Annotated in this window: 21 protein-coding genes; 7 read left to right on the top strand and 14 right to left on the bottom strand. The window is 67.3% G+C overall.

Features of this window, described 5'->3' with window-relative positions; genetic code table 11:
* Positions 1-22: 22 nt before the first annotated feature.
* The 3 genes from FB562_RS01550 to FB562_RS01540 all read right to left on the bottom strand — a co-directional run bounded on the left by FB562_RS01550 (position 23) and on the right by FB562_RS01540 (position 2368).
* The gene (locus tag FB562_RS01550) at positions 23-619 is read right to left on the bottom strand and encodes a TetR/AcrR family transcriptional regulator (protein WP_141879536.1); all 597 of its coding nucleotides are present in this window, start codon (positions 617-619) and stop codon (positions 23-25) included.
* A gap of 104 nt (positions 620-723) precedes the next feature.
* The gene (locus FB562_RS01545) at positions 724-1254 is read right to left on the bottom strand and encodes a ferritin (protein ID WP_141879535.1); all 531 of its coding nucleotides are present in this window, start codon (positions 1252-1254) and stop codon (positions 724-726) included.
* Positions 1255-1624: 370 nt separating this feature from the next.
* Positions 1625-2368, bottom strand: coding sequence for a nucleoside triphosphate pyrophosphohydrolase (locus FB562_RS01540; protein ID WP_141879534.1), 744 nt, complete (start codon positions 2366-2368; stop codon positions 1625-1627).
* 51 nt (positions 2369-2419) lie between these two features.
* On the opposite strand from FB562_RS01540, the gene FB562_RS01535 reads away from it, so the two are divergent.
* Positions 2420-3271, top strand: a complete 852-nt coding sequence (locus FB562_RS01535) for a CPBP family intramembrane glutamic endopeptidase (RefSeq protein WP_185740418.1) — start codon at positions 2420-2422, stop codon at positions 3269-3271.
* Positions 3272-3369: 98 nt separating this feature from the next.
* On the opposite strand, the gene mfd is transcribed toward FB562_RS01535, so the two are convergent.
* The 3 genes from mfd to FB562_RS01520 all read right to left on the bottom strand — a co-directional run bounded on the left by mfd (position 3370) and on the right by FB562_RS01520 (position 8434).
* The gene (mfd, locus tag FB562_RS01530) at positions 3370-6978 is read right to left on the bottom strand and encodes a transcription-repair coupling factor (protein ID WP_141879532.1); all 3609 of its coding nucleotides are present in this window, start codon (positions 6976-6978) and stop codon (positions 3370-3372) included.
* A gap of 179 nt (positions 6979-7157) precedes the next feature.
* On the bottom strand, positions 7158-7742 hold the full coding sequence (pth, locus tag FB562_RS01525) for an aminoacyl-tRNA hydrolase (protein WP_141879531.1): 585 nt from the start codon (positions 7740-7742) through the stop codon (positions 7158-7160).
* Positions 7743-7777: 35 nt separating this feature from the next.
* Positions 7778-8434: a 50S ribosomal protein L25/general stress protein Ctc gene (locus tag FB562_RS01520; RefSeq protein WP_141879530.1), complete on the bottom strand. Its 657-nt coding sequence runs from the start codon at positions 8432-8434 to the stop codon at positions 7778-7780.
* A gap of 180 nt (positions 8435-8614) precedes the next feature.
* Here FB562_RS01520 and FB562_RS01515 point away from each other — a divergent pair, with 180 nt between their 5' ends.
* The gene (locus FB562_RS01515; protein ID WP_141879529.1) at positions 8615-9553 is read left to right on the top strand and encodes an NAD(P)-dependent oxidoreductase; all 939 of its coding nucleotides are present in this window, start codon (positions 8615-8617) and stop codon (positions 9551-9553) included.
* Between the two features lie 92 nt (positions 9554-9645).
* Here the strand turns inward: FB562_RS01515 and FB562_RS01510 are convergent, their stop codons facing one another.
* The 7 genes from FB562_RS01510 to FB562_RS01480 all read right to left on the bottom strand — a co-directional run bounded on the left by FB562_RS01510 (position 9646) and on the right by FB562_RS01480 (position 16507).
* A complete protein-coding gene (locus tag FB562_RS01510) occupies positions 9646-10170 on the bottom strand; it encodes a gluconokinase (RefSeq protein WP_246081291.1) in 525 nt (174 codons plus the stop codon).
* Positions 10167-11405 carry a D-mannonate dehydratase ManD gene (manD, locus tag FB562_RS01505; RefSeq protein ID WP_141879528.1) on the bottom strand — a complete coding sequence of 413 codons (1239 nt, stop codon included), beginning with the start codon at positions 11403-11405 and terminating at the stop codon, positions 10167-10169. The genes FB562_RS01510 and manD overlap by 4 nt, the downstream gene beginning before the upstream one ends.
* Before the next feature lie 30 nt (positions 11406-11435).
* Complete coding sequence (locus FB562_RS01500; protein WP_141879527.1) at positions 11436-12065, bottom strand: bifunctional 4-hydroxy-2-oxoglutarate aldolase/2-dehydro-3-deoxy-phosphogluconate aldolase; 630 nt, start codon at positions 12063-12065, stop codon at positions 11436-11438.
* Between the two features lie 5 nt (positions 12066-12070).
* Positions 12071-13216: a galactonate dehydratase gene (gene dgoD, locus FB562_RS01495; protein WP_141879526.1), complete on the bottom strand. Its 1146-nt coding sequence runs from the start codon at positions 13214-13216 to the stop codon at positions 12071-12073.
* A 6-nt stretch (positions 13217-13222) separates the two neighbouring features.
* A complete protein-coding gene (locus FB562_RS01490) occupies positions 13223-14101 on the bottom strand; it encodes a carbohydrate ABC transporter permease (protein ID WP_141879525.1) in 879 nt (292 codons plus the stop codon).
* Entirely contained in the window at positions 14098-15024 is a 927-nt protein-coding gene (locus FB562_RS01485; protein ID WP_246081290.1) for a carbohydrate ABC transporter permease, read from the bottom strand. Before FB562_RS01485 ends, FB562_RS01490 begins: the two co-directional genes overlap by 4 nt.
* Positions 15025-15211: 187 nt before the next feature.
* The gene (locus tag FB562_RS01480) at positions 15212-16507 is read right to left on the bottom strand and encodes an ABC transporter substrate-binding protein (RefSeq protein WP_141879524.1); all 1296 of its coding nucleotides are present in this window, start codon (positions 16505-16507) and stop codon (positions 15212-15214) included.
* A gap of 148 nt (positions 16508-16655) precedes the next feature.
* On the opposite strand from FB562_RS01480, the gene FB562_RS01475 reads away from it, so the two are divergent.
* The 4 genes from FB562_RS01475 (at position 16656) to FB562_RS01460 (ending at position 20327) form a co-directional block, all read left to right on the top strand.
* Positions 16656-17471 carry a FadR/GntR family transcriptional regulator gene (locus FB562_RS01475; RefSeq protein WP_342777269.1) on the top strand — a complete coding sequence of 272 codons (816 nt, stop codon included), beginning with the start codon at positions 16656-16658 and terminating at the stop codon, positions 17469-17471.
* 217 nt (positions 17472-17688) lie between these two features.
* Positions 17689-18696, top strand: a complete 1008-nt coding sequence (locus FB562_RS01470; RefSeq protein ID WP_141879523.1) for a LacI family DNA-binding transcriptional regulator — start codon at positions 17689-17691, stop codon at positions 18694-18696.
* Positions 18697-18717: 21 nt separating this feature from the next.
* A complete protein-coding gene (locus tag FB562_RS01465) occupies positions 18718-19386 on the top strand; it encodes a bifunctional 4-hydroxy-2-oxoglutarate aldolase/2-dehydro-3-deoxy-phosphogluconate aldolase (protein WP_141879522.1) in 669 nt (222 codons plus the stop codon).
* Positions 19383-20327 (top strand): sugar kinase, encoded by a 945-nt coding sequence (locus FB562_RS01460; protein ID WP_141879521.1) that lies wholly within the window; start codon positions 19383-19385, stop codon positions 20325-20327. Before FB562_RS01465 ends, FB562_RS01460 begins: the two co-directional genes overlap by 4 nt.
* Positions 20328-20406: 79 nt before the next feature.
* Here FB562_RS01460 and FB562_RS13575 read toward each other — a convergent pair whose 3' ends face one another.
* On the bottom strand, positions 20407-20601 hold the full coding sequence (locus tag FB562_RS13575; RefSeq protein WP_221625403.1) for a hypothetical protein: 195 nt from the start codon (positions 20599-20601) through the stop codon (positions 20407-20409).
* A 102-nt stretch (positions 20602-20703) separates the two neighbouring features.
* Here FB562_RS13575 and FB562_RS01455 point away from each other — a divergent pair, with 102 nt between their 5' ends.
* On the top strand, positions 20704-21321 hold the full coding sequence (locus tag FB562_RS01455) for a hypothetical protein (RefSeq protein ID WP_342777268.1): 618 nt from the start codon (positions 20704-20706) through the stop codon (positions 21319-21321).
* Positions 21322-21377 lie beyond the last annotated feature (56 nt).

Below are 21377 nucleotides of genomic sequence, written 5' to 3'. Positions count from 1 at the left end.
GGCCCGGCACGGCTGCTCGAGGTCAGGCGTGGGCGAGCAGGCGCTCGAGACGCTCCCGGCGCACCTCGATCGAGCGGTGGAATGCCGCCGTCGCACGCTCGACATCCTCATTCACGACGAGGTCATACTGCAGGCCGAAGAAAGTGTCGACGGCGAGACGCGCCTCCACCGTGGCCTCCTCCTGGCTTAGCCCGAGATCGACAAGCGCCTCGCACCCCATCTCATACCAGCGCGTGTACAGCGTGCGCGTGAACTCGTGAGCCTCACGGTCGTGCGCCTCCAGCAGGGCGGCCTCGAACTCGAGGCACTGCAGACGGATGTTGCGGGGCTGAACCGACCACTCCCACGACTTGATCTGCCCCAGAAGGTAGGAGTCGATCGTCGTCGGCGACTGCATCAGCTCATCCTCGACATCCTCCGCCCGCATCGAGATCGCCGAAACGATGTCGCTCACCAGCTCGGCGCGCGTGCCGAAATGGTAGACGAGCGTGAACGTGCTCACCTCGAGCGCCTTCGCGAGAGTACGGAACGACAGGCTCGACAAAGGCTTGTCAAGCAGATAGTCGAGGATCTGCTCGATCAGCGCGGGCTTGCGCTCCAGGTCAGGCTGCCGAGTCACGACGCCAGCATACAGCTTTCGGCTAACGATCGTTATTCTGAATCGAACTTAGCTCCCCGCCACATAACGCAGCGCCGCATGCCGCGGTGCAGGATGCGCCGAAACTAGACCGCGCCGCCCGCCGCCTGAGGGGCATTCGCGTCATGGCCGCCATCGCCGATCGACTCGCGCACGAGATAGTTCTCGACGTCGAACAGGTTCTCGGCGCGCTCGACGATCGTCAGCAGAGTGGACATCGACGCCACCTCCTCGACCTGCTCCTTCAGGAACCACAACATGAACTGCTCACCCAGAGCATCCGTCTCAGAGCGCGCCGCGGCGAAGAGCGCCTCGATCTGCTCCGTGACGCGCTTCTCCTGCGCGAGGGCCAGCACGATCGGCTCGCGCTCGTCGGCGAACTCGCTCTGCACAGTCGGCACGCCCGGGATGACGACGCCGAGGTCGCGGTCGAGGCGGTACTGCACGAGCATCATGGCGTGATTGCGCTCCTCGAGAGACTGCGCATAGAAGTGCTTGGCCAACTGGGGAAGATCGCGATTGTCGTACCAGACGGCGATGGCGATGTACTGCTGGGCCGCCTCGAACTCGTGGCCGATCTGCTCGGCGAGCAATGTGTCGAACGATGCCTGTGTCATACAGGAGAAGCTACTCTGCGGGGCGACGAAGCGCACCCAAGGATAGGCACGCATAAAGCGAGGCGAGCCTTGCCAACGGCCGCGGAGCATCCGGAACAATCAATACATAACGACTGTTGTGCTAACGAGTGTTATTGTGTACTGTGATTGACGACGCAAACGACGTCGCCCGCCGATCACAAGCATGACGGCCTGGGCCCACAGTTTTGCGCAGCGAGAGGCAACGGGTGCCTCTCACCTCAAAAAACATGGCCGCCGATCGGGTAAGTCGACGGCCAGTGTCCGGAGCCTCGTGTTGCGCTGTGAAATTTCCAGCGAAACGCTGCCCGGGCTGGGTGCCCTCTCCGTTCGGGTCGGGGAGGGCACCGCCTCACTCCTCTGAGATCTCCGAGCCCTCAGCCTCCCGGATCTCACCCTGCAGGCTCCTGAGCGTCGACCGCAGCGCACGCTCCGAATCGAGACCGCGCGCCTTCGCCGAAGAGACGATCGCCAACAGCAGGCCGCCCAGCTCCTCCTCCGTCTCCAACGGGACGCCGCCCACGGCATCCGCGTCGAGCACGCCCACCTTCTGCGCCCGCCCCAACAGCTTGTCGGCAAGCGCCAGCGCCGGCATCCCCTGCGGGATGCCATCGAGCACGCTCGTGCGGTGAGGCTTCTCGAGCCTCTTGAACTCATCCCAATTGGCCACCACGTCGTCAGCCGACGTGATGCCGAGCGCGGCCCGCGCCTCCTCATCGCCGAAGACATGCGGATGGCGGCCCACCATCTTGCGCGTCATATGCGCCGCGACATCCTCGAGCGTGAACTCCTCGCCCGGCGTGTGCGCCGCGATATCGGCATGGAACACCACCTGGTAGAGCACATCGCCGAGCTCCTCGATGAGCTCCTCGCGCGAACCCGACTCGATCGCATCGATCAGCTCATACGTCTCCTCGACCAGATACTGCACCAGCGACTCATGGGTCTGCTCGGCATCCCACGCGCATCCGCCCGGTGCACGCAGACGGGCCAGCACCGCAACCAACTCGTCGAACCTCGGATGCTCACCCCGCAGTGGCGTATCGGTCACGAACCGCAGCTGCGCAAGTTCAGGGCTGTCAGGCTGTTCGCTCATGGCACCATCCTGTCACCCCCAGCCGACGGCGCCGGCTTGGGAGAATGGAACATGCTCTCGCCCAGCCAGCCGCTCTCCCCCGCCGTGCTGGTCGTCGTGCTCGTCGCGCTGCTGCTCGGGCTCATACTGCGCACGCTGCGCAAGGACCGCCGCGAATACGGGCGCTTCAAGCGCCTCCGCAGCACGGCCCGCCGGCAGAAGTTCTTCGCCAAATGGCTGCGCGAATCGTTCCTCCTGTTCGGCGGCGCCTCGCTCGTGATCCTCGCACTCGCCTGGCAGTACGTGCCGCTCATGCTCGGCGACATCGAACGGCTGCCCGCCATGCAGTGGCTGCGTCAGCTCATGGTCGACGGCGCCGGCGTGACCACCGCCATCATCTGGGGCGGCGGTGCCATCCTGCTGCTCGGCCCGGCGATCGCCATCTGGGCTGCGCGCCACAGCGACGAGGTGCCGTCCATCGGCGACATCGCCGCACTGCTGCCGCGCAACCGACAGGAACTCGGCTGGGGCGCAGCGATGTCGGTCAACGCGGGCATCGTCGAGGAACTCATGTTCCGACTCGCACTGCCCACCCTCGTCTACGCCGTGTCAGGGAATGCCGTCATCGCCGTCGTCGGCAGCGTTCTCCTGTTCGGGCTGCTGCACCTCTACCAGGGGGTGCCCGGCATCGTCGGCTCCATCGCGATAGGCGCCCTGCTCATGGCGCTGTTCCTCGTGAGCGGCAGCATCCTGCTCGCCATCGTCGCGCACGCGCTCATCGACCTGCGCTCGCTCGTGCTCATCCCCGTGGTCGTGTACGAGGTGCACAAGCCGAAGGGGCAGCGACGGGCGGCCCTCGCACAAGCCACCGGGACGGCGCCCACGGCAACGCCTGCCGGCACCTCCCCCGATCCTCGACGCTGAGTTGCCCACTTCTGCCCCTTTTTTCGCCCCGGGAGGGGCGAAAGTGGGCAACTCGCGGGATGGCCGGCGAGCGAACCCCGACACGAGCCACCTCTACCTCAGGGGGCCGGCGTCTCCTCCACCGGCGCGACAGGGTCAGGCAGCAGGGCGTCGAACAGCGACGCCACCCACTCGACGAGGCCGTCATCACTGAGCGGCTCGCCGCCGACCTTCGGCAGAGGCACAACCACGGCGCCGTTCTGCGGGAAATACCGACCACCCGGGTACATGCGCTGCAGGCGCACCTGACGTGAATCCGGCAACTCCAGCGGGGCCACGCGCAGGTTCGGCCCCATCACCACGACCTCGCTCAGGCCCGCCGCCTGCGCGCGCCTCCTCAGGCGCGACACGGCGATGAGCTGCGCGACCGCCGCAGGAGGCTCGCCGTAGCGGTCGACCAACTCCTCGCGCACGCTGTCGATCGCATCCGGAGTGGCAGCAGGCGACGCCGCGGTCGACAGCTTCTGGTACGCCTCCAACCGCAGCCGCTCGCTCTCGACATACTCCTCAGGAATGCGCGCATCCACCGGCAGCTCGAGACGCAGCTCGGCCTGCCCCGACGTGTCCTCGCCACGGAACGTCGACACCGCCTCGCCGATCATCCGCAGATACAGATCGAAACCCACCCCCGCGATATGACCCGACTGTTCGCCGCCCAGCAGGTTGCCGGCGCCGCGGATCTCCAGATCCTTCAACGCGACCTGCATGCCCGCACCCAGCTCGTTGTTCGCCGCGATCGTCGCCAAGCGGTCATGGGCGACCTCGCCGAGCGGCTTCTCGCCGTCGTACAGGAAGTAGGCGTACGCGCGCTCCCGGCCACGCCCCACCCGGCCTCGCAACTGGTGCAGCTGGCTGAGGCCGTACTTGTCGGCGCGGTCGATGATGAGCGTGTTCGCATTCGTCACATCCAGACCGGTCTCGATGATCGTCGTCGACACGAGCACATCGAAGCGGCGCTCCCAGAAGTCCACCATCACCTGCTCCAACACAGACTCGGGCAGCTGCCCGTGCGCAACCGCGATGCGGGCCTCCGGCACCAGCTCCGCCAGCTGCGCCGCCACCCGGTTGATGCTCGAAACCCGGTTGTGCACGAAGAACACCTGGCCCTCGCGCAGCAGCTCACGCCGGATCGCCGCCGCCACCTGCCTGTCGTTGTACGGGCCGACGAACGTGAGAATCGGATGCCTGTCCTCCGGCGGCGTCGCCAGCGTCGACATCTCGCGGATGCCCGTCACCGCCATCTCCAGTGTGCGCGGGATGGGCGTCGCACTCATCGCCAGGATGTCGACATTCGTCTTCAACTTCTTGAGCGCATCCTTGTGCTCGACACCGAAGCGCTGCTCCTCATCGATGATGACGAGCCCCAGATCCTTGAAGGAGACGCTCTTCGACAGCAGCCGGTGAGTTCCGATGACGACATCGACGGTGCCATCGGTGAGGCCCTCAAGGATCTCCTTCGACTCCTTCTCCGTGTTGAAGCGACTCAGCCCGCGCAGGTGCACCGGGAACCCGGCGAAACGCTCCGCGAAGGTCTCCAGATGCTGCTTCACCAGGAGCGTCGTCGGCACCAGCATGACCACCTGCTTGCCATCCTGCACCGCCTTGAACGCGGCCCGCACCGCCACCTCGGTCTTGCCGTAGCCGACATCGCCCGACACGAGACGGTCCATGGGGACCTCACGCTCCATGTCGGCCTTCACCTCGTCGATCGTGGTGAGCTGATCCGGGGTCTCCGCGAAAGGGAACGCCTCCTCGAACTCGCGCTGCCACGGGCTGTCAGGGCTGAAGGCGTGCCCGCGGCTCGCCATGCGCGCCGAATACAGCTTCACCAGCTCCACCGCGATGTCGCGCACCGCCTTGCGCGCGCGACCCTTCGCCGCCGACCAATCGCTGCCGCCCATCTTGCTGAGCGCCGGCGCCTCGCCGCCCACATACCGCGACACGAGGTCGAGCTGGTCGGTCGGCACATACAGTTTGTCGCCCGGGTAGCCGCGCTTCGACGGCGCGTACTCGATCAGCAGGAACTCGCGCGTCGTCTTCACCGCGTTGCGCCCACCACTCGACACCTCGCGGTTGACCAGCTCCAGAAAACGGCCGATGCCGTGCGTCTGATGCACCACGAAGTCGCCCGCCTTCAACTGCAGAGGGTCGACCACATTACGGCGCCGCGTCGCCAACTTCTTCACCTGCCGCGACTCGTAGCCGACCGCGCGGCCGAAGAACTCGGCCTCACTGAGCACCGCCAGCCGAGCATCCGGAACCTCGAAGCCGTGCTCGACGGATGCGGTGAGAAGGTACGCGACGCCGCTGTCGAGATCTGCGGGCAACTCCTCGACCACACGCGCCGCGAGGCCGTGCTCGCCGAGCGCCTCCGCCGCCCTCTCCACGAGGCCGTGACCCTGCGCGACAACTGCAAGCGACCATCCGGAGCGCAGCAGCTCGCCGACATGCGCGATCGCCCCCTCGGCCTGACCGGTGAAACTGGGCACCGCATCCGCGTCGATGCGCACATAGTCGCCAGCCTCGGCGACAAGATCTTCCACAGAAACGGGCTCGGATGCGCCGCTGTCGAACGAGCTGAGGGTCCACCAGGAGCGGGCGCCGGCCGCATCGCGCAGCCCCTGCAGGCTGAGGAAGTCACCCGCATCCAGATCGATGGGGGCCTCCGCGCCGGCCGTCGCCGCATTCCAGGCAGCAGACAGGAACTCGCGATTCGTCTCGATCAGCGACACCGCGCGGGTCGCCACACGCTCCGGCGACAGCACGGCGATCGCCGCATCCGCAGGCAGATAGTGGGTCAACGGCACCAGGCGGTCGACGAGCGCCGGCGCGAGCGACTCCATGCCATCGACCGGGATGCCATCGGCGATCTTCGCCAGCATCGTGCTCAGGCTCGGGAACTCATGCTGCATCTCGCGGGCACGCTGCCGCACCGGCTCACTCAGCAGCAGCTCCCGGCACGGCGGCAGGCTCACGGATGCGACGGGCGCGTCAAGCGAACGCTGATCGGCCACCGAGAACTGCCGCAACTGCTCCGCCTCATCGCCGAAGAACTCGACGCGAACCGGATGCTCCGCAGCAGGAGGGAAGACATCCAGAATTCCGCCGCGCACCGCGAACTCGCCGCGACGCGTCACCATGTCGACACGCGAATAGGCCAGATCGACGAGCCGGCCCTGCAACCCCGCGAGGTCATAACCGCGGCCGCCCGCCATGATCTCGATCGCCTCGAAACTCGTCAGATTGTCGGCCACCGGCTGCAGCGCAGCACGCACACTCGCCACCACGACAAGCGGTGCCACATCAGGCTCGGTGGCCGCACGCCTCGACCAGGCGGCGACCCGCTGCAGCGCATCGATGCGCTTGCCCACCGTCTCCGTGCTCGGGCTCAGCCGCTCATGCGGCAGCGTCTCCCACGCAGGGAACTCGATGATCTCGGCACGCGGCGCAACACTCGCCAACGCCTGCCGCAGCGACTCCGACTCGCGGCCGGTCGCCACAACCGCCAACAGAGAAGCCGGGCCGTCGCGACGGGCCAACAGCCCCGCAAGCAGCGGAGCCCGGAGCCCCTCCACAAGCGAGAAGTCGGCATCGCGCGAGGCGAAGCGGAGTGCATCCTCGAACGTCTGGGCGCGCGAAAGCGCCGGAATCAATCCCTCGAGTATCACCGAGCAAGTCTAAACGCGGCCACCGACAGCGCAGTCGCGGGGTTGATCGCGGGCGGCTTCGAGACGATCGCCGCAGACGGCGACCCCTCAGCCCGCAGAGCTACTCGGCGGGGTTGCGCGGCAGCGGCTTCGAGACGATCGCCGCAGACGGCGACCCCTCAGCCCGCAGAGCTACTCGCTCAGGCGGGACCGTGGAAGCGCTGCTGCGCGGCAGTGAGACCCTCGCGAGCCAACAGCTCGACCGCATCCGCGGCATCCGTCAGCAGATTCGGGAGCACCTCACGCTCGGCCGACGCGAAATCGCGCAAGACGAAATCGGCGGCCGGCTGGCGACCCGGAGGGCGGCCGATGCCGACCCTCACCCGCAGAAAATCGGGGGTGCCGATGGCGGAGATGATGTCACGAAGGCCGTTGTGCCCACCGTGACCGCCCCCACGCTTCAACCGCACCGAGTCGAAGGGGATATCGAGCTCGTCGTGCACCACGATGAGTTGCTCGGCAGGGATCTTGAAGAACCGCACCAACCCCGCGACAGGGCCACCGGAGAGGTTCATGAAACTGTTCGGCTTCGCCAACACCAGGCGTGGGCCCTCGATGCCGGTGCGCCCCTCGGCCACCATGGCGTTCGCCTTGTGGGACCGGAACGAAGCGGATGCGCGATCCGCCAACTCGGCCAGAACCATCTGACCGACATTGTGTCGATTGCTCGCGTAGTCGGGCCCGGGGTTGCCGAGCCCGACTACGAGCCACTGATTGGTATCCAGCGGAACTCTCTTCGAGAAGAGGGAGAGGAAGTCGACTATTCCGCAGCCTCCGCAGCGGGGGCAGCCGCAGCAGCAGGCGCCTCGGTCTCCTCAGGCTCAGGAGCGACCGTCGGAACAACAACGCTGACAACGAGAGTCTCGGGATCAGAGACGAGAAGGACACCCTCGGGCAGCTCGATCTGCGACGCGTACAGGTGAGTGATGGCCTCAAGGCCCTCAACACTGACAGACAGGTTCTCGGGGATGCTGATCGCGGGAGCCTCGACGAGGAGCGAGTGCGCCTCCTGCTCGAGCGCGGTGCCGGGGGCGGCCTCACCGGTGACGTGAACAGAAACGTCAACCTGGACCTTCTCACCCTTGCGGATGACAACGAGGTCGATGTGCTCGATGATCTGACGCACCGGGTCCTTCTGGACATCCTTGACAAGAGCGAGCTGCGACTTGCCGGCGATGTCGAGCTCAAGCATGGCGTTCGCCTTGCGGAGCAGAAGAGACGTCTCGTGGCCCGGCAGCGCAAGGTGCTGCGGGTCGGTGCCGTGGCCGTACAGCACAGCCGGGATCTTGCCCGTGGCGCGGAGGCGACGAGCGAAGCCCTTGCCGAAGTTCTCGCGAACCTCAGCGACGATGTTGTTCGACGGCTCGGTGGTGCTCGCTACGGACGGTCGCCCTGCGCGGCTGGTCTTCTCACCCATGGTGTTGTCTCCCTTTGCAGCGCAACGGCTGCGGTCAAATGATTGTCAACTCGAACGCATCGGCAGTTCAAACAGCAACTGCAGCGTGAGGAAAGCCCGAAGCCTGCTCGCCGCGTCGATAACGGATGCCATAGGAGCATCCCTCGCCGAAGTTCAGAACAAGAGTCTACCGTAAGGATCATGAAGGTTCTCATCCCCACCAGTGTCGCCCTCAGCCTCAGCCCCATCAACGACGTCGAGTACATCGAGTACGACCCGGTGAAGCTCATCCCCGCAGAACACGACGACGCCGACGTGCTCGTCTCGTGGGCCAACCCGAGTGCCGTACTCGAAGACGCGGCAACCCGACTGACCCGGCTGCGGCTCGTGCAGACCCTCTCCGCCGGAGTCGACCAGGCGCTTGCCGCGGGATTCGACGCAATGCTGCCCATCGCATCCGGAACAGGCCTGCACGACAGGCCCGTCGCCGAACACGCCCTCGCCCTCGTGCTCGCCGCCGCACGGCGGCTGCACGTGACATTCCGCGCGCAGCTCGACCACCGTTGGGCCGCCGAAGTGGGCGGCGTGCAGCCCGAACCGAGCCCCGGCCTCTTCAGCACACTGCGCGGCGCGCGAGTGCTCGTGTGGGGCTTCGGCGGGATCGCCCGCGAACTCACCCCGCACCTCGTCTCCCTCGGTGCGACCGTGACCGGGGTGGCCACCAGCGCCCGCACCACCGACGGCCACCGTGTGATCGCCACCGAAGACGTGGCATCCGAACTACCGACAACGGATGTTCTGATCAACATCCTGCCGGCGACGGATGCGACGCAGAACATCGTCGACGCGGCCGTGCTCGCGCAGCTGCCCGCGCACGCCTGGCTCGTGAACGTGGGCCGCGGGGCGACCGTCGACGAAGGAGCACTACTCGACGCCATCCGCGCCGGGCGGCTCGGAGGAGCCGCACTCGACGTGACCGCGCAGGAGCCGCTGCCCGCCGACTCGCCACTCTGGGACGAAACGAACATCATCATCACGCCGCACGCCGCCGGCGGGCGACCGCTCGGTGCGGAACAGCTCATCGAACACAATGTGCGGGTGCTGCTCGACGGTGGAGAGCTGCGCAACCGGGTGCGGTGAGGTGTGCGCGGGGCTCGGTCTCGAGACTGTCGCCGTAGACGGCGACACCTCGACCAGCGAGGTGCCTCGCGGCGACACCTCGACCAGCGGCGTTACGGGCGGATGCGGGCCACCGCGTCGGCCACGACGTCGGCCACGGGCGGTGCGATGTCGACGACGATGCCGGGCTCGTCCGGCTGCAGCTGCTCCAGCGTCGCCAACTGCGAGTCGAGCAGGCTCGCCGGCATGAAATGCCCGCTGCGACCCGTCGTACGGTGCGAGAGCACCTCGCGGTCACCGCTGAGGTGAACGAAATGCAGGGCCGGGGCCTCCGCCCTGATCGCATCCCGGTAGACGCGTTTCAGCGCCGAGCATGCCATGACGAGGCCCGTTTCCGCTGACGCCGCACGCGCGAGCTCGCCGCCCACGCGGGCAAGCCACGGCCAGCGGTCGTCGTCGTCGAGCGGTGTTCCGGATGCCATCTTGGCGACATTCGAGGCAGGGTGCAGCGAGTCGGCGTCGACGAAGGGCACTCCGAGTTCGTCGGCGATGAGCGCCCCGATCGTGGTCTTGCCGGAGCCGGAGACTCCGAGAACCACGATCAGGGGCGCATCCGCCGCCATCTCTGACTCGGTCACCAGTCGTGGACGGTGCCGTCGGCGAGCCGGTTGTAGGGCAGGTAGGCCTGCTCGTACGGGTACTTGCCGGCTTCGTCGACGTTGAGCTCGACGCCGATGCCGGGCTTGTCGCCGGGGTGCAGCAGCCCGTTGTTCCAGGTGTACGACTGCTCGAAGACGGCGTTCGTCTTCTCGCCGTGCTTCATGTACTCCTGGATTCCGAAGTTGTGGATGGCCATGCCGAGGTGCATGGCTGCGGCCATTCCGACGGGCGAGATGTCGGTCGGCCCGTGCATGCCCGACTTGATCTGGTACTGGCCGGCGAAGTCGAGGATCTTCTTGAGGTGCGAGATTCCGCCGGTGTGCGTGACCGCGCTGCGAACGTAGTCGATGAGCTGCTCGCGGATGATCTGCTGGTAGTCGTAGACGGTGTTGAAGATCTCGCCGATCGCCAGCGGCGTTGTGGTGTGCTGGCGCACGAGCCGCAGCGCCTCCTGGTTCTCGGCGGGGGTGCAGTCCTCCAGCCAGAACAGGTCGTAGGGTTCGAGCGACTTACCCAGCTTGGCGGCCTGAATGGGCGTCATCCGGTGGTGGCCGTCGTGCAGCAGCGGAACCTCGGGGCCGAACTCGTTGCGCACCGCCTCGAAGACGGTGGGCACGTGGCGCAGGTAGGCGCGCGTGTCCCAGTCCTCCTCGGCCGGGAACGCGCCGCGCTGCGCGGGCTCGTAGTCGTAGCGCTTGCCCTCGTTGCCCGGCAGCGGCTCGTTGGCGGCGATGCCGTAGATGGCGCGCAGGCCGGGCACGCCCGTCTGGATGCGGATGGCCTGGTAGCCCTGCTCCTGGTAGTCGCGCACGCTGTCGAACAGCTCGGGCATGGACTTGCCGGATGCGTGGCCGTAGGCGAGCAGGCCGGTGCGGGATGCGCCGCCCAGCAGCTGGTAGAGCGGCATGCCGGCGGCCTTCGCCTTGATGTCCCACAGGGCGACGTCGACGGCGGCGATCGCGGCCATGGTGACGGGGCCGCGACGCCAGTAGGCGCTGCGGTACAGGAACTGCCAGGTGTCTTCGATGCGGTGCGCGTCGCGGCCGAGCAGCAGCGGCACGACATGCTCGCTGAGGTAGCTGACGACAGCCATCTCGCGGCCGTTCAGGGTGGCGTCGCCGAGGCCCGTGATGCCGTCATCCGTCGTCAGCTTGAGGGTGACGAAGTTGCGGTCGGGGCTGGTGACGATGACTTCAGCGCGTTCAATCTTCATTGTGTGTTCCTTTGCTGACGGGTGGGGTTCTCAGGATGCGATGCGGCTGACGAAGTCGCGGGCCCGGGCGCGCAACGCATCGAGGTCTCCCCCGGATGCGGCGTCGCCGATGAGCGGGCCGCCGACGCCGACAGCGAAGGCGCCCACGGCGAGGTACTGTTCTGCGGCTGCGGCGTCGACGCCGCCGACGGGCAGGAACGGGATCTGCGGGAACGGCTCGCGCAGCGCCTTCAGATAGCCGGGGCCTCCCTGCGCCGCGGGGAACAGCTTGACGGCCGTGGCCCCCTGCCGCATGGCGGCGAGCGCCTCGGAGGGCGTGAAGACGCCCGCGATGATGGGCACGCCCCGGGCGACCGCGAAGGGCACGCTCTCGGCGAGCGCGGGCGTCAGCAGGAAGGATGCTCCGGCGGCCACCGACTCCGTCACGTCGCCCTCCGTGAGGACGGTTCCGGCGCCGATGTGGGCGCGACCGTCTGCCGCCAGCGCGGAGATCACGCGCAGAGCATCCGGGGTCGTCAGCGAGACCTCGATGTAGCGCACGCCCTCATCGATGAGCGCCAGGCCTGTCGCCACGGCGTCGTCGGCATTGCTGCCGCGGATGATCGCGAGGAGGCGCGCAGCACGCAGCCCGCCAATGAAGTCGCCAGAGGAGTCGCCCATACCCATCACCATTCAGCCAGGGAGCCGTCGTCGTGCCGCCAGATCGGCGACCGCCATTCGTGCCCGATCTTGTCGGCCGCGCGTACGGCGACCTCGTCGATCTCGATTCCGAGACCCGGCCCCGTCAGACGCTCGATGGAGCCGTTGACAAACTTCAGCGGCTCCTTGTCGAGCACGTAGTCGAGAACCTCAGCGCCCTGGTTGTAGTGGATGCCGATGCTCTGCTCCTGGATGAGATAGTTCGGAGTCGCGAAACCCACCTGCAGGCAGGCGGCCAGCGCGAGCGGGCCGAGCGGGCAGTGCGGTGCGAGCTGCACGTCGTAGGCCTCGGCGAGGGATGCGATGCGCCGCACCTCGCTGATTCCTCCGGCGTGCGACAGGTCGGGCTGGGCGATCGCGATGCCCGCCGCGAGCACCGGCAGGAACTCCTGCCGGCTGTACAGCCTCTCGCCTGTCGCGACCGGGGTGGTGGTCGCGTCGACGAGCGCCCCGATCATGTGCGAGTTCTCGGGCACGACCGGCTCCTCCAGGAAGAAGGGGTGGAAGGGCTCGAGCAACGGAGCGATACGCCGGGCGGTCGCGATCGTGAAGCGACCGTGGAAGTCGACGGCGACGTCACGGTCAGGGCCGAGAACATCGCGGGCAGCGGCGACCCTCTTGACGACGGCGTCCAGCTCGGCGACGGAGCCGTTGCGGCTCATCCGGCCGCTCGCATTCATCTTGACAGCGGTGAGCCCCACATCGAGCTGGGCCTGAATGCTGTCGGCGATCTCGGACGGGTCGTCGCCGCCGACCCAGCCGTAGGCCCGGATGCGATCGCGAACGGCCCCACCGAGCAGCTGGTGCACGGGAACCCCGAGGTGGCGACCGGCGATGTCCCACAGCGCCTGGTCGATGCCGGAGACGGCGCTCGCCAGAACGGCACCGCCCCGGTAGAAGCCGGACTTGCTCAGAACCTGCCAGTGGTCCTCGATCGTGAGCGGGTCGCGCCCCACGAGGTACTCGGCGAACTGCTCGACGGCCGTTCGCACTGTGGCCGAATGGCCCTCAAGAGAGGCCTCACCCCAGCCGACGACGCCCTCATCGGTTTCGATGCGAACGAACAGCCAGCGGGGCGCGACCATGAAGGTCTCAACGCGGTCGATCAGCACAGCGGATCAGCCCTTCGTCGCGCCGGCGGTGAGGCCGGACACGATGTACTTCTGCGTGAACAGGGCGATGACCATGATGGGCACGGTCACGACGACGGCGGCCGCCATGAGGCCGCCCCAGTCGATGCTCGCGTACGACACGAAGTTGAATATCGCCACCGGGAGCGTCTTCGTGTTGGCACCCGAGAGAACGAGCGCGAACATGAAGTTGTTCCACGAGAAGATGATCGACAGGATGCCCGCCGTCGCGATACCCGGCGTCGACAGCGGCAGCGTGATGCGCAGGAACGCGCCGATGGGCGTGAGCCCGTCGACCTGCGCCGACTCCTCGAGATCCTCCGGAAGCGAGTCGAAGAACGACATCATGATGTACACGATGAGCGGCAGCGCCACGAACATGTGCGACAGGATCAGCACGCTGTAGTCGCCCACCATGCGCAGATTCGCGAAGATGAAGTACCACGGCACGAGCAGGCTGACGCCCGGGATGATGCGCGCCAGCAGCACGACCGCCGCCGACTTGCCCATCGAGAAGCGGCTCATCACGTAGGCGGCCGGAACCCCCACCAGCAGGGAGAGCGCCGTCGAGGCGAACGCGATCCAGGCACTGTTGAAGATGAACTGGAAGTAGTTGTCGCGGCCCAGCACATTGGCGAAGTTGTCGAAGGTGGGCGTGAACACGAGCGTCTTGGCGACATCGTAGATGTCGACGTTCGTCTTGAACGACGACAGCAGCATCCAGGCCAGCGGCAGGATGAAGACGAGAACGATCAGGACGAGCGCGGCCGCGCGGAACCAGCTGTATGCACGCGAGCGCAGCGGCTTGCGCCGGCGGGTCGGACGCGGGGCGGGAAGGGTCGCGGAGGGTGACAGTGTCGTGGTCATTTGGACGCCTTCTCCTTTCTTCTGAACGTGATGGCCCACATGATCGCGATGATCAGCAGGAAGAAGATGATGAGAACGGCGGATGCGACACCGTAGTCGTTGTAGTCGAAGCTGAGCCCGTAGGCGTAGACGTTGAGCGTCTCCACCTCGTGGAACGAGCCGCCGCCCTTGCCCTTCGTCGCGTACAGGATGTCGAAGGTCTTGAGGGCGTCGATGCTGCGGAGCAGGATGGCGACGATGACGGTCGACCGCATGAGCGGCAGCGTCACGAACCAGAAGCGCTGCCACGAGTTGGCGCCGTCGATGCGGGCCGCCTCGTCGGGCTCGTCCGAGAGGGAGGTGAGGCCGGCCAGGAGGATGAGCACGACCATCGGCGTCCACTGCCAGATGTCGACGAACATGAGCGTCGGCAGCGCCGTCAGCTCACCGGAGAGCCACGGCTGCGCGGGGATGCCGAAGAACGCGAGCATCTGGTTGGCGAAGCCGATGTTGGGGTCGAAGATGAGCTTCCACATCATGCCGACCGCGACGGGGGTCGCCACGAGGGGAAGCAGGATGGCGACGCGCACCCAGCGCTCACCGCGGAACGGCCGCCACAGGAGCAGGGCGATGGCCATGCCCAGCACGAGCTCGACGATGAGCACGCCGCCCGTGAACAGGAAGGTGCGCCAGACTGCTGGCCAGAAGCGGTCGAAGTCGGCGAAGACCTCGGCGTAGTTGTCGAAGCCGATGAAGTCGTGCTCTGACCGCACCGAACCCTCGGAGTTGGTGAGGCTCAGGTAGATCGTCCAGACGAGCGGGATGGCGATGAGCAGGCCGACGATGATCATCGCCGGCGAGGCGAACAGCCACTTGCGGTGGCGATTGGCCCAGTCAGAGAACGTCTTCTGGGGCGATGTGCGGATGCTGGTCGTCGCAGTCATCGTTCACCTCCTTGTGAGTGTGGGGGCCCGCGGGCGGCAAGGCCGGTGCGGGGAGGGGCAGGTACTGGGGCGAGACAGGCTGGCCCGTCTCGAAGACTGTGCGCCCGCGGCGGCCGGAGCGCAACCCCTCGGGGTCGGCTCCGGCCGTCGCAGGCTGGGTGGTGCTGTTACTGCGTGTGGTGCTGAACTACTTGTTCTCGTCGTCCAGGAGCGCCTGGAATGCCTTGTTCGCGGCATCCGCGGCGGCATCCGAATCTCCGCCGGTGATGGCGACGACGATGGGCTCGCCGACGATCTCACGGGCCTCAGGAACCTTGATGACGAGCGGGCGGTCGTGACCGATACCGTTCTTCGTGCTGATGGCGATCGCCTCGGCGAGGTCGGCCGGGTAGGTCGAGATGCCCTCAGGGTCATCCCACACCGAGGTGCGGGCTCCGGGGACGCCGGCCTTCTGGATCTCGAGCGTCATGTCCTGGCTGGTGGCCCACTCGATGAACTTCCACGCGTTGTCCTGGTTGCCCGATGCCTCGTTCACGCCGAGCGCCCACGAGGGAACGTTGTACGCCTTCGAACCGTCAGGGCCGGCCGGGATCGGCGCGAAGCCGACCGTGTCGGAGACCTTCGAGTTGGCCGGGTCGGTCGCGTTCTTGTAGAGGCTGTCGGCCTCCGTGTAGAACGCCGCGCCACCCTGCGTGAAGATGGCCATCGCCTCAGACCAGCTCATGTCAGTGCTGACATTGTCGGGTCCGAAGTCGTGGATCAGCTTGCCGTAGGTGGCGTACGCTTCCTTGGCCTCAGGGGTGTTGACGCTGGCCTTGCCGTCCTTGTCGATGAAGTCACCGCCGTAGCTGAACAGGAAGCTCGAGAACTGGGTCACCGCAGCGGACTTGCCGGTGCGGGCGACGAAGCCGGCAACACCCGGGTTCTCGTTCTTGATCTGCTCTGCCGCCGCGAGGAGGTCATCCATCGTCTTGGGCACCTCGAGGCCGGCAGCCTCCAGCAGGTCCTTGCGGTAGTAGAGCACCTCCTGCTCGGTGATGATCGGCACACCGACGACATTGCCGTCGTAGGTGGTCGAGTTGACGGGGCCCTCCTGGTAGTCGGCCCAGTCCCAGTCGGCGTTCTCGGAGACGCGGTCGCTCAGGTCGGCCATGTAGCCGTTCTTCGCGAAGAGCTTGCCCTCCTGGAGCGGGCGGTACATCATGACGTCGATCTCGTCGCTACCCGCGTTGAGCTTCACGTTGTACTGGTCGGAGAGCTGGTCTTCGCCGAACTGCGCGACCTCGACCTTGATGCCGGATTCCTTCTCGAACTCCGGGATCTTCTCCTTGATGATGTCGGTCCACACGTGGTTCACGAGCGTCACGCGGAGGGTCTCAGAGCCCCCGCCACCTCCGTCGCCCGAGCTGCAGGCCGCGAGGCCGCTTCCCAGGAGCAGGGCTGCTGTCGCAATCCCGGTGATTCGGATTACAGATCGCTTCATTACGACTTCCTCTGTGTCTTGGTGATGATGCGCTCCTCTGCGCACCAAGGTTTCGCAGTCAGGGATGGCTACGTCACCTCATTGGAGGCAACATAACAAATAAAGTCATACTTATTCAACACGTATGCGAAAACGATATGATTTATCCGTGAGCAATGATGCCAAAGAGATGACCGCCGATGCCGGCGACGAACTCTCCTCCCGCCTGATGGGCCTCCACGCGCATGTCCTCGACCGTCTCGGTCTGGCGCTGTGTTCCGGCGAACTGTCTGCGGGGTCGATCATGCGCATCGACGAACTCGAGCAGCGCTACGACGTGTCGCGCTCCGTCGTGCGCGAAGCCCTGCGCGTGCTCGCCTCCATGGGGATGATCTCCTCGCGGCGCCGGGTGGGAGTGAAGGTGCTCCCCCAGTCCGAATGGAATCTCTACGACCCGCAGCTGATCCGCTGGCGCCTCGCATCCCCCGGCCGCATCGCGCAGCTGCGCTCGCTCACCGAACTGCGCACCGCGGTCGAACCAGAGGCCGCACGGCTTGCCGCCATCCGCGCCCCCCTCACCGGGGCGAGCGAACTCATGGGCCTCGCCGGCAAACTGTGGGCGGCAGGGCAGGAGGGCGACCGCGAGCGTTTTCTCGAACTCGATGTCGAATTCCACCGGCTCGTGCTCACCAACTCGGGCAACGAGATGTTCGGCAAACTGCACACCCTCGTCGAAGAGGTGCTCGTGGGCCGCACCCATTACGGCCTCATGCCCACGCATCCGCACGTCGAGGCGCTGCAGTTCCATGTCGACGTGGCCAGCGCCATCCAGCGCGGCAACCCGGACGACGCCCAGGCCTCGATGCTGCGGATCATGCAGCGCACCTTCCTCGAGATGAGCTCCATCTGGGAGGGCGGAGAGGCAGATGCCGTCTCCGGCACCGCAGGCCCCCTCATCAGGGGCGGGCCGAAGGAGACGGCCTAGCGCTGTCGGGTTTGTCACCGCCACCCGCTGCCAGCGGGTTGCCATGCATGAGGTCAGTGCCGAGTCGGTACCAGCGTGAGTCGTTACCACAGCAGGGTGGCTGCGGTGGCCGCGCCAAGCTCTGCACGCTCATTCTTGTCTCCGTAGGGGGCTAGGATGAATGTAACCGGTTTCATTCCCGGTCTCCATTATTCGCCCTGCAGCGCGGAAGGTCAAGATGGCAACAACCATCCGGCAGATCGCCTCCGCCGCCGGCGTCTCCGTCGCCACCGCATCCCGCGCCCTCAACGGCGCCCCCTCCGTCGTCGACCGGACCCGCGAACGGGTGCTCGCCGCGGCAGCCCTGCTCGACTACACCCCCAGCCGGCTCGGCCGCAGCCTCGCGACCGGCTCCACCGGCAACGTCGGCGTCATCCTGCCCGACGTCACCAACCCCTTCTACACCTCCTTCCTGGCGGAACTCGAGTCGGTGCTCGGCGCCCACGACCGCGGCATCCTCGTCGGCGACAGCCACGAGAGCAGCGAGCAGGAGCGTGCGCTCATCCGCCGCATGTCCGGCCAGGTCGACGCACTCGTGCTCGCCTCCAGCCGGCTGCCCGACGCCGACATCGTCGCGGCGGCCGCCCGCCTGCCCGTCGTGCTCGCCAACCGCCTGCTCGACGGCGACGCGGGCGACCGGCTCGAACTCCCCGAGCGTCTCGCGCAGATCACGCTCGACATCGAACCCGCATTCGCCGAGGCGGTGCGCCACCTGCACGCGCTCGGGCACCGCTCCGTCGCCTACCTCGACGGGCCGCCGCAGTCATGGTCGGGCCGGCAGAAGATGCGCAGCCTCGAACGCGCCTGCAGAGAGCTGCGGATGCCCCTGGCCGTCGCCGCAACCGCGACACCCGATTTCGTGGGCGGCAGACGCGCGCTGGCCTCGATCGACCTGACGCACACGACCGCGATCATCGCCTTCAACGACGAGATCGCGCTCGGGCTGCTCTCGGCGCTGCGCGACGCCGGCGTCGAGGTGCCGGCGCGAATGAGCGTGATCGGATGCGACGACTCGCTTCCCGAGGGCCTCGCCTGGCCGTCGCTGACCACCGTCGACAGCTCCGCACGCACGCTCGGGGCGCTGACGGCCGCCGCCATCGTCGAGCCGAAACCCCACCACACCGCGACGGTGCCCACCCGGCTGGTCGTGCGCGACTCGACCGCCGAGGCATCCGTACTCTCGTAGAAGAACGAAGAAAGAAGGACCATGACCGAGACACCGACCACCACGGCGGGCCCGACCCGCGCCACGCCGTCGACGCTGCTGCGCGAGAGCCGCGTGATCGCGGTGCTGCGCGCGAACGAGCCCCGCGACTACGACGCCGTCGTCGACGTTCTCGTCGAGAACGGCGTGCGCTCGATCGAACTGACGCTGACCACCCCCGGCACGATCGAGCACCTGCCGTCGCTGCTCGCCAGGGTCGCCGGCGCGGCCGAGATCGGCATCGGCACTGTGACCTCCACCGGCCAGGCGGCGCGCGCCATCGACGCCGGAGCCCAGTACCTGGTCACCCCCATCGTGCGGGAGGACGTCATCGCGGCAGCCGTCGCGGCCGGGGTCCCCGTGTTCCCGGGCGGCCTCACCCCCGGCGAGCTGTTCAGCGCGTGGGAGGCGGGGGCGACCGCGGTGAAGGTGTTCCCGGCCGAAACCGTCGGCCCGCAGTTCGGCGGGCACCTGCGCGGGCCGTTCCCCGACATCCAGTTCGTACCCTCCGGCGGGGTCGGCCTGGCCGACATCCCCGCGTGGCTGAAGGCCGGCGCACTCGCCGTCAGCCTCGGAGGACCGCTCGTCGGCGATGCGCTCAAGGGCGGGTCACTGGATGCTCTGGCACGGCGCGCGCAGGAAGCCGTCGCAATCGCGGGGTCGGCACGATGAGCGGCGTCGTCACCATCGGCGAGACCATGGCCCTCCTCGGAGCCCCGAACGTCGGGCCACTGCAGCACGAGCACAGCCTCGACCTCAGCCACGGCGGGGCCGAAAGCAATGTCGCCGTCGCGCTCGCCCGACTCGGAACCGAAGTCACCTGGATCGGCAAGGTCGGCGCCGACCCGCTCGGCGAACTCATCGTGCGCGAACTGCGCGCGGAGGGCGTGCGCGTCGAGGCGGTGCGCGACTCGGAGGCACCCACCTCGCTCATGATCAAAGAGCACCGCACCGGTTCGGGCACGCAGGTCTACTACTACCGCCGCGGCAACGCCGGCGGGCGGCTGCGCAGCGACGAGATCGACCTCGCGCTCGTGCGCGGCGCGACCCTGCTGCACGTGACAGGGATCTCACCGGCGCTCTCGGAGACCATGCGGCAGACGATCTTCGACGCCGTCACCGCCGCATCCGAAGCCGGTGTGCCCATCTCGATGGACCTCAACTACCGCAGCAAACTCTGGACGCGCGAAGAGGCCGCCGCGGAGTATGCGCGGCTGCTCCCCCACATCGACATCGTGTTCGCCGGCGACGACGAAGCCGCGATCGTGGTCGGCGAGGCGGATGACCCGCTCGAGCTGGCGCACAGGCTCATCGCGGCCGGTGCGAAGCATGCCGTGATCAAGCTGGGCGAGCACGGGGCCGTCGCCGTCATCGACGGGGCCGAACACCGGCGCGACGCCGTACCGGTGAACCCCGTCGACACGGTCGGGGCCGGCGACGCCTTCGTGGGCGCATTCCTGGCGGAACGACTGAACGGTGAGGATGTCGCCACCTGCCTGACGACGGCCGTCACCGCCGGCGCGCTCGCCTGCCTGGTGCGCGGCGACTGGCAGGGCAGCCCGCGCCGCAGCGAACTCGGGCTGCTCGGAGGAGGCGACCCCGTCTCGCGGTGAGGCGATCGCGGGGGCAGGTCTCGAGACCGCCTCGTCCCTCGGCACCTCGACCAGCGGTTAAGTCAGACCGCGCAGCGGTTCAACTGGTCAGTGCGCGCGGGGCGACCACGGCCAGCACCTGGTCTACTACTGCGGTGATGGGCGCGGCGATGTCGACGATGATGCCCCGCTCATCCGGCGCCAACTGTTCGAGCGTGTCGTACTGCGACTGCAGCAGGGCGGGCGGCATGTATTCGTGCTGCCGTGCGCTGATGCGCGCCGCGACGAGTTCCATCGTCCCTTCCGGGTCCACCGTGAACAGCTCGGGCACGAAGCCGCGCAGCAGGTCGCGGTAGCGCCGCGACGCCTGCCCGCCGCCATCGCCGCCGGCTGCGACATGTTCCTGTTCTTCCGCAACACCGACGAAGACTTCGACTACATGCTCGACGGCTACCGCAACGGCGTCATCACCGAGGAGCGCCTGCAGGAGGCACTCGAGCGCATCCGGCTGTACGGCATCAGCGGTGAGTCCGACTTCACCGGCACCGACCCGAACGGCTACCTCGAGATCGCGCGCGAAGAACTCGAGAAGGCCGGATTCGATGTGCACGTCTTCAAGAACGCCAAGCAGCGAAAGGCCGAAGGCGAAGAGGGCGTGTACTTCCACACCGTCATGGCCGACGAGGCGAACGAGCAGTACCCGGAGAAGTACGACGCGGCCATCGTGTTCGCGAACGTCTCCGGCTTCGCGCAGGAGGCGAGCATCCGCATCCGCTGGTCGACCCCCATGGCCGCCGAGATCCCCTGGTACGTCACCGAGGTGCCCACCGTGTTCGTCTCGCTCTGCCAGCCGAACCACCTCATCGACGTGCCCATGGTGAAGACCATGATCCACGCGCACGCGCCCAGCCGTGAAGCCATCCACGCGACCGTGCAGAAGATCACGGGCGCATCCGCGTTCCAGGGCACCTTCAACGAGAACGTGTGGTGCGACACCTTCGGAACGCGGCTGTAGCCCGCAGCCGACCCCGCCGCCCCGGCACCCGTCGGCGCGGTACTCTGGAATCTGAA

The organism is Homoserinimonas aerilata, assembly GCF_006716125.1.
Classification (GTDB): domain Bacteria; phylum Actinomycetota; class Actinomycetes; order Actinomycetales; family Microbacteriaceae; genus Homoserinimonas; species Homoserinimonas aerilata.
This window is presented reverse-complemented; position numbering and strand designations above follow the sequence as displayed.

Excerpts from the sequence above, each read along its gene's own strand:
- FB562_RS01455 (WP_342777268.1), top strand. The coding sequence starts at position 20,704 with ATGTTCCTGTTCTTCCGCAACACCGACGAAGACTTCGACTACATGCTC.
- manD (WP_141879528.1), bottom strand. The coding sequence starts at position 11,405 with ATGAAGATTGAACGCGCTGAAGTCATCGTCACCAGCCCCGACCGCAAC.
- FB562_RS01490 (WP_141879525.1), bottom strand. The coding sequence starts at position 14,101 with ATGACCACGACACTGTCACCCTCCGCGACCCTTCCCGCCCCGCGTCCG.
- FB562_RS01480 (WP_141879524.1), bottom strand. The coding sequence starts at position 16,507 with ATGAAGCGATCTGTAATCCGAATCACCGGGATTGCGACAGCAGCCCTG.
- FB562_RS01520 (WP_141879530.1), bottom strand. The coding sequence starts at position 8,434 with ATGGGTGAGAAGACCAGCCGCGCAGGGCGACCGTCCGTAGCGAGCACC.
- FB562_RS13575 (WP_221625403.1), bottom strand. The coding sequence starts at position 20,601 with ATGGAACTCGTCGCGGCGCGCATCAGCGCACGGCAGCACGAATACATG.
- FB562_RS01465 (WP_141879522.1), top strand. The coding sequence starts at position 18,718 with ATGACCGAGACACCGACCACCACGGCGGGCCCGACCCGCGCCACGCCG.
- FB562_RS01535 (WP_185740418.1), top strand. The coding sequence starts at position 2,420 with ATGCTCTCGCCCAGCCAGCCGCTCTCCCCCGCCGTGCTGGTCGTCGTG.
- FB562_RS01485 (WP_246081290.1), bottom strand. The coding sequence starts at position 15,024 with ATGACTGCGACGACCAGCATCCGCACATCGCCCCAGAAGACGTTCTCT.
- FB562_RS01540 (WP_141879534.1), bottom strand. The coding sequence starts at position 2,368 with ATGAGCGAACAGCCTGACAGCCCTGAACTTGCGCAGCTGCGGTTCGTG.
- FB562_RS01460 (WP_141879521.1), top strand. The coding sequence starts at position 19,383 with ATGAGCGGCGTCGTCACCATCGGCGAGACCATGGCCCTCCTCGGAGCC.
- FB562_RS01545 (WP_141879535.1), bottom strand. The coding sequence starts at position 1,254 with ATGACACAGGCATCGTTCGACACATTGCTCGCCGAGCAGATCGGCCAC.
- FB562_RS01470 (WP_141879523.1), top strand. The coding sequence starts at position 17,689 with ATGGCAACAACCATCCGGCAGATCGCCTCCGCCGCCGGCGTCTCCGTC.
- FB562_RS01500 (WP_141879527.1), bottom strand. The coding sequence starts at position 12,065 with ATGGGCGACTCCTCTGGCGACTTCATTGGCGGGCTGCGTGCTGCGCGC.
- FB562_RS01515 (WP_141879529.1), top strand. The coding sequence starts at position 8,615 with ATGAAGGTTCTCATCCCCACCAGTGTCGCCCTCAGCCTCAGCCCCATC.